The organism is Bradyrhizobium sp. 31Argb (genome assembly GCF_043638955.1).
Taxonomy (GTDB): Bacteria; Pseudomonadota; Alphaproteobacteria; order Rhizobiales; family Xanthobacteraceae; genus Bradyrhizobium.
On the sequence record NZ_JBEGDB010000010.1, the window covers coordinates 62,143 to 72,436 of the forward strand.

Consider the following 10,294-nt stretch of genomic DNA (forward strand, 5'->3'; position numbering starts at 1 on the left):
CCTCATCCGAGGTTCCTTTTGGCCGGCGTCACGCGCGAGTTTCGAAAGAAAATCAGCCATCGTCACACATTCACTTCAGCGTTGAGCACTTAACTTCGCAAGCGCGAGATTAGCGCACTCTTTCTGTCTTCGATATGAAAGCAAGCTTCAGTTGTGCCCGAATTGTTGTTGTTGCTTGCCTCCTTTTGCATCTTTCCGCTCCAGAACGGACAACGTCCTTCTTCATCGCTCAGTGTCCACCAATGTCAGGCCGATCGCCCTCAGGCGGCGCACTGCGCCTTCATTGTTCTGTCGCGCCGCCTGTTGATACCAATGCACCGCCATGTCCCTATCCTGTGCGACGCCGGCGCCCGACATCAGCGCGTCTCCCACCGCTAGCTGCGCTTCCGCCATTCCCTGCTCCGCGGCTTTCTGAAACCATTCGGCCGCCTTCTTCGGATCTGCTTCGCGGCCCTGCCCTCTTCCCAGCATCACAGCGAGGTTGTACTGCGCAACCGTGTGTCCCTGCTGCGCGGCGGATTCGTACCAGGTCACACCCTGAGCGACATCCTGGGCAACGCCATTGCCGGTGCAATACATGACGGCAAGCTGGAACTGCGCGGCCGCATTGCCTGCGCGCGCGGCCGCGGTCATCCAGGTCGCTGATGCTCGCGCATCATTCACGCCGCTGTTCGGATCGGCAAATAGGAGCGCAAGGGTGTATTGGGCTTCGACATGGCCGGCTTTGGCCGCGCGCGTAAACCATGGGACAGCGCCTCGCACATCCGCAACCCCACCGAACTTGCCCATTTGCATCGCGCCGAGCTGGAAGGCCGCGGGCGCGTAGCCGGCTTCGGCAGCTTCGGTCAACAACGACTGCACCTGCGCAAGCCGGTCCGCCGAGCCATCATGATGAAGGAGGAAGAGCGCATAGGCGGTCTTGGCGTCAGGGTCCCCGCCAACAGCGGCCTTGCTCAGCCATTCTCCCGCGAGCTTTTGATCGCGCGGAACGCCGTTGCCTGCGGAGTAGAGCCTGCCGAGCTGCACCTGCGCGGCGCTGATGCCGCCCTCCGAAGCGCGCTCAAACCACTTGATCGCGGTTTCCACATTACGTTCGACGCCGGAGCCGTTGAGATAGAAGATCGCGACGTTGAACGCGGCGGTGGCGTGGCCGTTCTCGGCCGCACGCTCGAACCACTTTGCGGCTTGACGAATGTTCGGGGAGACGCCGGTTCCGGTCGCATAGAAGCGCCCGATGAAGAACTGCGCCTGCACGTCGCCTCGCTCGGCGGCCTTCTCGTACCAAGTTGCCGCTTCCCGCAGATCCGGCTCGGCCCCTGCGCCGTGTGAATAGAACTCCGCCAACGCCTGGATCGCCGGAAGGTAGTCCTTGCGCGCCGCCTTGCGCAACGCGGTTTCGGCCAAGTCGGAATCTTTGGCGACGCCCTTTTCGTTCAAGCGCAACAAACCGATGTTGTAGAGCGCGATCGCATCGTCATGTCTTGCCGCACTCTGGAACAGCCGCGCCGCTTCGGTAGGAGACTCGGGCATCCCCGCTCCCTTCAGGTTCATGAAGGCAAGCGCAACCTGCGCCCTCACATGATCCTGATCGGCAGCCTTGCCATACCAGATCGCGGCCTGCTCGAAATCGACGGGGACGCCTCGGCCCTGATAGTAGACATCTCCAAGCGCGAATTCGGCCGGCGCACACTTCTGCTCGGCACCGGCCTGATACCATCCGAGCGCCGTCTGGAAGTCTTTCGTGCAACCCAGCCCTTCGCTGTACATGTTGCCGAGGACCGTCTGCGCCTCGGCTTTCCCGCCCTCCGCCGCAGCCGATATCCAGCGAAAAGCGGCGTCCACATCCTTCGCAACACTCGTTCCGTGCGGGAATATCAAGTCTTGCACATTTGATGCTTCGTCACCCAGCCGAGCGGCGGAGGACTGGTACCATGTTTCATGCCGATAAGGACCGAGTACCGGATTGGCCCCGTACAGAAAGATCAGGCCGAGCTGAAATTGCGCGTCGATGTTGCCTAGTTGGGCCGCACGCTCGTACCAGATCGCGGCGTCCGGGACGCTTCTCACGACCCCCTCGCCCCTCACATAAAGCATTCCTATCCGATAGCTCGCTTCAGCCTCACCCGACTGCGCCGCGAGCTTCCAGAGCTTGAGCGCTTCCAAATACTGACCGCTCTCGTATGCAGCCTTTCCACGCTCAAGCGGCCCTTCCTGGGAGAACGTGGAAGCCGGTCGAATCCACTGAAAAAGCGATCGCGCCGACAGTGTCATGGCTCGCGCATGGCCTCTCGAATGCCCTTGAGCATCCCGCCGAGCAGATACATTCCGACCGATCGGGTGCCGACATTGATGTCTCCCGCAAGGGTCATGCCGGGGATCAGACGGAAATTGTGAGGCACGTCCTTGAAATTGGACGAGTCCACCGAGCACCGCGCCTTGTAGTAGGCGTATTCGAGCGGCTTTCCATCCTCATCGGTCGTAAACGCGCCTTCGCTGATCCAGCGCACTTTGCCTTCAGCCGTGCCGTGCTCCGCGGCATTGAAGGCGTCGATCTTCATGGTGCAGGGATCGCCAGCCCGGATGAACCCGATATCCCGCGAAGATATCCTGATTTCCCCCTCAAGTTTGGTGTCGATCGGCATGAGTGTGATGAAGGGATCGCCTGGCTTTAGGACCGAGCCGACCGAAAGCCTTGCCATGGTCAGCACCACAGAGGGTTCAGCGGCGGTCCAGCGCACGAGATCCTGGTGCTTCTCTGCCTTGTCATAGGCCGATCTCGCGTCGTCGAGCTTGTTGCGCGTCGTAACCAGATCCTGACTCAATTGCGCAAACCACTGCTGCTTGAAGGCGTCACGATCGGCGACCAGCGATCCCAGCGTATTTTGAGCCTCGATCAGGCTGTTGTGCGTATTCTCCAACGTCCGCAGCAATTCCAGCCGGGTGTCCTGGGAAATGAACATGTTGAGCTGCGAGCCGGTGCCGTGCTCGGCAAGCGTCGTGCGCATCGTTTCGATCTTCTGTAGCACCTCGTCGCGCTGCCGATACCTGGCATCGTCGCCGCGAAGCTTTTCGATCGTCGCCTGCGTCTGCTTGATCTTCGATTCGAAACTGTTGAGCTGAGCGGTATATTGCGCCATCCGCTGATCATAGAGCGCCTTCTGCAGCGCCGCGTATTTCTGGTAGTCAGGGTCTGACTTGCCGGGGAACACGAGCGGCTGCTGCTTCAGCTCGGCCTCGTCGCGCGCCACTTGCGTCTCAAGGCTCGCGATCTGCAATTTCGCCTGAGTTAGATCCGCTGACGTGAAGGTGGCATCGAGCGTCGCGAGCAACTGCCCCGGCTGCACCTGCTCGCCTTCGCGCACGTCGATCGTCTTGATGATCGAGGGATCCAGCGCCTGCAGCACGCTGACCTGACCGGCCGGGACGATCTTGCCACTAATGCTGGTGATGACGCGATCGATCCGCGTCAGGCACAGGATCGCGACGATCGCGACCAGAAACGCGGAAAGTACAAACAGGGTGGCCCGCGCAACCAGCGGCTCGGCCTCCTCCCGAATCGCGTCGGTCTCCGATTGGAATTGGCGAACGGTGGCAAGCGACGCTTGATTAGGAGACAAGGGTCGGGCTCCGGAAGTTCGGTCTATCATTCCGGTTCGCGGGCACCAGATGCGTGTTCTGCTGGTACCAAAGCGAACTGTAGATGTCGTTGCGCTCCAAAAGCTCCTCGTGCCGCCCGATGTCGTCGACCACGCCGCGATTGAGCACGAGAATCGCGTCCGCCGCCGTTAGCGAGGACAGCCGGTGCGAAATGATGATCAGCGTTCGGCCATGCGCGATCCGCGAGATGTTGGCGTTCACGATCGCCTCGCTGTCGGCGTCGAGCGCGCTGGTCGCTTCGTCGAGAATCAGGATCGGCGGATTGACGATCAGCGCACGCGCGATCGCGAGCCGCTGCCGCTGCCCTCCCGAGAGATTGGGCGAACCTTCGTAGATCTGGGTTTCGTAGCCCCGGGGCAGCTTGTCGATGAACTCCTCCGCGCCCGCTAGCCTGGCCGCCTTGACGATGTCGTCGAAGGTCGCATCCGGCTTGGCCGCGGAGATGTTTTCCCGGATCGTGCCGCTGAACAGGAAATTCTCCTGCAGCACGACGCCGATGTTCCGGCGCAGATGGTCGACGTCGTATTCGCGAACGTCGATGCCATCGATCTTGATCAATCCGTCGTAGTCCGAATGAAGTCGCTGCAATAGGCGCGTGAGCGTGGTCTTGCCGGAGCCGCTCTTACCCATCACGCCAAGCGTGGTCCCCTGGGGCACTTCAAAGGAGATGCGGTTCAGCGTCGGCGAGACAGCACCCTTGTATTTGAAGGTGACGCCGGAAAACTCCACTTTGCCCACGAGCGGCGAGCGGACTCCATGTCCGGAACGCCCCTCTTCGGCAGGCTGGTTGACCAGGTTGCCGACGGTGGCGACCGCGCTTCGCGCTTCGTCGTACTGATTGATAAGCTGTGCCATCTGCATCAGGGGGCCCGACACGCGCTGCGACAGCATCAGAAAGGCGAACAGCGCTCCGATGACGACGGGATCATTGCTGACAAGCGCGAGATAGACGCCGAGCGCATATGAACCGCTTACCGCCAGCCGCTCCAGCGGGCGCACGACGGCCTGGATCGCGTTTCCGGTCATCCCCTCCGCAAGCCGTGCCCTGGAGACGCGCGCGACCAGCACGTCCCACATATGGCGCTGCCTCGCATCGAGCGCGAGCGACTTCACCGTCCGGATGCCGTTGAGCGTCTGAACCAGAAAGGCGCCCTGCGCACCTTCCGCTGCAAGGACGGCGGCCGACGCCTTGCGGTAGGTCGGGAGCATCAGGATAAGCCACGCGACAATCAATCCCGACATCGCCAGGACCACCAAGGTCATGACCGGACTGAAGAAGAACATGACAGGTAGGAAGAAGATCAGTGTCGTCGAATCTAGAATCGTGCCGAACAATTGCCCCATCAGGAAGGTGCGAATGCGGAACACTTCGCGGATGTCGCGCGCCACTAGACCGACTGCGGTCTGCTCGAAATAGTCGATGGGAAGGTTGAGAACCTTTTCGAAGACGTAGGTGGATAGTTTGACGTCAAGCCTGGTCGTCAGGCGATGAACCAGAAACTGCCTCAAGAACGAGAATGCCGCCTCGAAGGCGATGATCACCAGCATCGCGAGGCACAACACATAGAAGGTGTTGTATGCCTTGTAGAAAATCACCTTGTCCGACAGCAGGCGCCAGAACATGATCGGCGCCAGACCAAGGAATCCGAGGATCAGCGCTGAGATTGCGACGTCCCGAACCATGCGACGTTCGCGGAACAGCAACGCGGCCACGAGGCCGAAACTGAACGGCTGCGATTCGTCGGAGATTTCATAGTTGCGCTTGACCAGAACGACATCTCCGGACCAGATGTCCTCGAAGCGCGGCCGGTCGATCACGAGCAGCGCATCTTCCGCCGCATTCGGATCCCTCAACACAATACGCGTGTTGTTGGCGTCTCCATCGACACGCAACAGCACCATATGGCTTCCGTTGCGCAGGCGAACGATAGCGGGGAGCGCCTTTTTCAGATGGGAAAGCCCGTCCCAATCAAGCTTGACGAGCTTCGCCCGCATGCCCGCCTTTTCCGCGCAGCGGACGAGCTGATCAGGCGTCACTTCCTGATCGGTCAGCAGGTTGTCTTTGATAAGCTGCGTTGAGGTGAGATGCAGCCCGTGCTGTCGAGCGACGATGATCAGACACTCGAGCGCCGACGGAGGCACTGGATCCGCATCAGTATTCTCGGCGACCGCTTGGATGATCATGAAAGCTCAGTCCATGTATCTGTTACGAGCGTCTGTTACGATCTTCTACGGACATACCGCTGCGCGACCAACGATGCGCCGTTCTTAGCGCTAACATATATACAACAAAAACGACAGGAACACTAACATTTAGCGTGATAGCGAATGCTCGCGGCCGTCGACTGCAGGTTGCACTGTCAGCCGAACCGGCACCGTGATGAGCGTCTAGGCCGACGCTTCCTGAAAATTAAAGCCCGTTTCTAACAAAGTCCTCTGGATGCCCTCGCTATCGGCCTCGGGCATCAGCGCGAGCGCGCAAACCTCGAAGTTCTCCGTTGTTATCGACACGGTCGGAAAGCCCGCCATCAACAGCAGGTTGCCAAGGCGCTCGGCCGTAAATCCGGTGCGATGGGCCATATAGACATGCCCCTCCTCGATGGCGCGCGAATGGCCGTAGAGCATGTCGAGCGGCCTGATCGGACCCGCCGGCGAATTGTAGGCGATGGCGGCAATCCCGTGCTCGACGATGAATTGAGCGACTGATTCGATATCCGGGCTTGTGATCAAGGCGAACCCGTCGGGTTTCAAGACCCGATGGAACTGACGCAGCGTCGGAAAGACCTCGTGCGCATAGAGATGCTCGAGCACATGCGACGACCAGACAGCATCGAATGATTGCGGTTCGAAGGAACCGCCGAGATCAAAGATTGAGCCGAGAACGTCCGGTTTGACTTCCGGATCGATGTCGAAGCGCACTTCCTCCCAACCTTGCTCGCCAACCATTCGAGCAATTCGGCGGGCAGGTCCGGGGCCGGAGCCCGCATTGAGCAAGCGCTTCATACTGGCGGACAAGATTGGTTCCTGACGCAATCGGACGCGGGTGAGAACAATACGAAATCAAGCGTAAACGACATCACCTGATCGATGTGGCCTGACAAAGGCGTAAATCGCGCCTGAACTCATCTTCCGGTCACAAAAGCAAAAGCCCCGCAGAAGCGGGGCCTTCACTAGCATGACCTTCAGCAGCCGAGTTAGAGTTTCGGCAGAGTGACGACCTGGTCGTTGAAGTGAAGATCTTCAACTCCGCTGACCGCAACTGTCTGATTGTCACTGAAGTGGAGCGTATAAGTTGACGTGCTCGCATCAACGTCAATCTTGGTGACATCAAAGAAGGAACGATCCGCAAAGTCGACGGTATCGTTGCCGTTGCCACCAATGATCGTATCGTTCCCGGAGTGCGACTGGATGTAGAAGGTATCGTTGCCGTCTCCACCCTGCAGCGTCGAGTTCGCACCCGCGGCGCCACCATAGAGCCAGATCTGATCGTTACCGCTGCCACCCTCGAAAACATCGCCCTGCACGCCGACCAAGGTGTCATTGCCGCTGCCGCCCGAAAGCGTGCTGTGCCCGGACGTGAGGTCCTTGATCAGATCGTTGCCATCGCCGCCGACCAGCGACTGAGCACCGGTGCCGGCCAGCAGGTAGTCGTTGCCGCTACCGCCATCCAGCGTGTCGTTGCCGGTGCCGCCATAGATGCTGTCGTTGCCGGCACCGCCAAACAGCGAGCTATTGCCGTGTCCGCCGGTGATCAGGTCGTTGCCACCACCGCCGTAGACCGTATCATCGCCACTGTCGTGCAGGTGCACGGTGTCGGAGCCCTTGCCCATTGCAACGAACACGTCGTTGTCGGCACCGTTCACATTGAGCGTTTTTCCACCGGCGTCATCGAGGATGATCGCTTTCAGATTGGGAGTCGTGTCGACTGTCGTGGAGGTTTTAACGTCCAGCACCTGAATGGTGGGAGCTACCGGCCCACCGGCAAATGGTCCGGATTGAAACCATCCCCTCGTGCCATCCTCTCCGCCATCGTTGAACACACCGCTCTGCTCTAACGAGTCGATCAATGCCGATCTGACACTCGACTCGATGTTGTTGCCGCTGTGGTGGAGAAATTGACCCAGCTCAGTCTTCGTCAAGTAGGTAACGGCCATGGTACCCTCTGGCAAGATTCCAAGATTTTTCACCGATCAGCTGACACGCCGGTCAGCGCCAATGTGCTGCAAGTTGAAGGTGCTACAACTACAACGAGAGTGAAGAGGCCTAGTTCAACCCGACACAACCCATGTTAAATGTTAAGGTGCATCGCGTCGTTTGTTAAGCCATTGTTAGTCGCGCTGCACAATCGAAGTCAAGGATTAAATTCACGCGCGATTAACTCAGATTTGAGCTCAATGTCACGCCATTGTTAATCGCCGGGCCGGCGATCCGAGTCCGCCCCGAAGGGGCGCTTTTTCGGGTAATTTCGGCACAATCCGCGGTTACAACCATACGGAATCTGCGGATGAGGTATGCGTGGGGATCAGGCAGGCCACAATCCGAACATCCCGGGAGGTTCCATGAAGAAGCCAATTGTCGATATGCGTTAGGTAGTGGTAGTGTAACCGGCTGATTTTGCTTTGAAATGTGAAGATTTGTTAGTGTGGCGCCGCATGACCTCTCCCATACCAATGCGGAGGACCATTACTGTTACCCAGCGAAAAGGCGGGGTTGGCAAGACCACGATTGCGGTCTGTATCGCGGCCGAGCTGGCGCGCCGCGGTCATGACGTCGCGCTGGTCGACAGCGATCCGCAGCGCTCCGCCTCGCAGTGGGCCGAGCCGGGCAACCTGGAATTCCCGGTTTACGAAATGGCTCTGGAAGGCACCACCGTATCCGCCTGGGCCCAGGAGGTGCGAAATATCCAGGCCGGTCTCGTGGTAATCGACACCGCCCCGAACGCGCGCGAAATGGGTGCGTCGATCGCCCTGGCAAACCTGATACTAGTCCCCTGCACCCCCTCCGGACTTGATCTCGACGCGACTGTACAGACGCTTGCCATCATCGATGCGGCACGCGCGCGCCGGCGCGATGCGATCAAGGTCATTCTGGTTCCTAACCGGCTCGATCGCCGCACCCTCGAGGGCCGACAACTGGTCGAGGAGTTGAACGAGTTCGGTGAGATCGTCGCGCCTCCCATCGCCAGTCGCTCGGCATTCGTCCGCTCCTTTACAAGCGGTCAATCGGTCGCGAGCTTCATGCCCGGAGACGCGGCGGATCAGGAGATCCAACAGCTCGCAGACGCTGTAGAAAGGGCGGTTGGAGAGGATTAGAGCATGATCCGGAAAAGTGGATACCGGTCTTCCCTCGCGACAAACGCGAAGCGTTTGCGCGGAGATCATGCTCAAACAAGATAGAGCGGGATGATGATTCGAAGAAAATCATCATGCTTTAGCGCGATTTCCACCACTCCCACCGAAGCCGACGATAGCGCGCGATGTCTACGAAAAGCGTCCGCGACATATATGCCGGCCGCTCGCAGCGAGTTTGTTCACAGTCAATCAAGCGTTCGGATCGTTGAAACATCCAACGCCTGTCCCCGCAACAATGCTCGGCCTTGCCGGCAAGCACTTTGGCTGCCGGAAGCCCCGCCATGGAGTTTGCGATTGTCACCCCAGCGGGAGATCAGCTAGCTGCGGTCACGAGGGCTCAACAAGGATTGATCAGGCCTTGCGTGCCTGGCTAACGGGAAAGGCCTCGGCCGAAGCTTCTTCAAGCCGCATCTTCTCCAGCAGGAGATCCGTGACGATCTTCCGCAGCCGCTGGTTCTCCAGCGTGAGTTCCTCCAGCACACGGCGCATTTCATCAATCGTTGGCGAGTTGGTTGGCACCTTCCCTTCACCCACAGGATCGGACGGAACGACCGCATCAGTCCTGCGCAGAGGCAGTTTCCGCCAACGATGAAGCGTCATCACGCTTACCCCGAGCGCCTTGCAAATCTCCACTTGGGAATTGCCCGCTCGAGCAAGGTCGTCTGCTCGAACGAGCTTCAACAATATCTCCTCGTGAGAGTGCTTCTTCATCTTCCCGCCTAAACGCGCTCGGGCCGGCAGCTAGCGGCCGGATCCGCCACCCGACATAGCCGAAGACTCGGCCCGAGCAGCATCACAATTATCATAAATACCCACAGTCAGAAACGAGAGGCGAAACACCGAAGGCGTCGCTAACGCCCTTGCTCGAGGTAGAATGTTAGTCATTATCCGCGCAAGCTAGCCGTTCGTGTTAGATGCGGTGCAACCTGATTTTCATAGCGGTAACCGCGTATCAATTTGACCTCGTTCGCCGGTCGTGTCGCGTTAAGCCAACTGAAATGGACCCGCGGAGCGGGACCGCTTGAACCGGTTTGTTAGTTGGAAACTGACCGCTCCTGATCCCTTTCTATCACGCAGCCAGAGACGCTGTCTGCTGCAGTTGCTGTGGGCATGTGGTCAACGCGGCAGCGTTGTCCACCATGTCCACAGCCTTCGCGGCCTGCATCCGTTCGCGCCAGACCGCCATCGGGGTGCGATAGCCGTGCGCCTGATGAAGGCGACGATCGTTGTAGAAGGCGATCCAGCTTGCGACCCCTGCCTTGGCCTCGCGGCCGTCGGCATAGCCT

8 protein-coding genes are annotated in these 10,294 nt (G+C 59.3%); 1 reads left to right on the forward strand and 7 read right to left on the reverse strand.

The genetic code is table 11. The annotated features are described in order from the left end of the window. Positions 1–222: 222 nt before the first annotated feature. From AAFX91_RS03705 to AAFX91_RS03725, 5 genes are all read right to left on the reverse strand, one after another. Complete coding sequence (locus AAFX91_RS03705) at positions 223–2,271, reverse strand: tetratricopeptide repeat protein (protein ID WP_394565571.1); 2,049 nt, start codon at positions 2,269–2,271, stop codon at positions 223–225. Continuing rightward, entirely contained in the window at positions 2,268–3,617 is a 1,350-nt protein-coding gene (locus AAFX91_RS03710; RefSeq protein ID WP_130576688.1) for an HlyD family type I secretion periplasmic adaptor subunit, read from the reverse strand. The genes AAFX91_RS03705 and AAFX91_RS03710 overlap by 4 nt, the downstream gene beginning before the upstream one ends. Next, positions 3,607–5,841 (reverse strand): peptidase domain-containing ABC transporter, encoded by a 2,235-nt coding sequence (locus AAFX91_RS03715; protein ID WP_394565572.1) that lies wholly within the window; start codon positions 5,839–5,841, stop codon positions 3,607–3,609. Before AAFX91_RS03715 ends, AAFX91_RS03710 begins: the two co-directional genes overlap by 11 nt. 204 nt (positions 5,842–6,045) lie before the next feature. Then, on the reverse strand, positions 6,046–6,660 hold the full coding sequence (locus AAFX91_RS03720; protein WP_130576692.1) for a class I SAM-dependent methyltransferase: 615 nt from the start codon (positions 6,658–6,660) through the stop codon (positions 6,046–6,048). Positions 6,661–6,851: 191 nt separating this feature from the next. After that, on the reverse strand, positions 6,852–7,811 hold the full coding sequence (locus AAFX91_RS03725) for a calcium-binding protein (protein ID WP_394565573.1): 960 nt from the start codon (positions 7,809–7,811) through the stop codon (positions 6,852–6,854). A gap of 516 nt (positions 7,812–8,327) precedes the next feature. Here AAFX91_RS03725 and AAFX91_RS03730 point away from each other — a divergent pair. Further along, positions 8,328–8,969: an AAA family ATPase gene (locus tag AAFX91_RS03730; RefSeq protein WP_394565577.1), complete on the forward strand. Its 642-nt coding sequence runs from the start codon at positions 8,328–8,330 to the stop codon at positions 8,967–8,969. A 390-nt stretch (positions 8,970–9,359) separates the two neighbouring features. Here AAFX91_RS03730 and AAFX91_RS03735 read toward each other — a convergent pair whose 3' ends face one another. Then, a complete protein-coding gene (locus tag AAFX91_RS03735; RefSeq protein WP_130576696.1) occupies positions 9,360–9,719 on the reverse strand; it encodes a helix-turn-helix domain-containing protein in 360 nt (119 codons plus the stop codon). A 358-nt stretch (positions 9,720–10,077) separates the two neighbouring features. Beyond that, positions 10,078–10,294 (reverse strand): integrase core domain-containing protein (locus tag AAFX91_RS03740; protein WP_394565574.1); only part of this gene is annotated, 217 nt, incomplete at its 5' end.

Bases quoted from the DNA above. Each gene is read 5' to 3' on its own strand.
- AAFX91_RS03720 (WP_130576692.1), bottom strand. From the start codon at position 6,660: ATGAAGCGCTTGCTCAATGCGGGCTCCGGCCCCGGACCTGCCCGCCGA.
- AAFX91_RS03725 (WP_394565573.1), bottom strand. From the start codon at position 7,811: ATGGCCGTTACCTACTTGACGAAGACTGAGCTGGGTCAATTTCTCCAC.
- AAFX91_RS03715 (WP_394565572.1), bottom strand. From the start codon at position 5,841: ATGATCATCCAAGCGGTCGCCGAGAATACTGATGCGGATCCAGTGCCT.
- AAFX91_RS03730 (WP_394565577.1), top strand. From the start codon at position 8,328: ATGCGGAGGACCATTACTGTTACCCAGCGAAAAGGCGGGGTTGGCAAG.
- AAFX91_RS03735 (WP_130576696.1), bottom strand. From the start codon at position 9,719: ATGAAGAAGCACTCTCACGAGGAGATATTGTTGAAGCTCGTTCGAGCA.
- AAFX91_RS03705 (WP_394565571.1), bottom strand. From the start codon at position 2,271: ATGACACTGTCGGCGCGATCGCTTTTTCAGTGGATTCGACCGGCTTCC.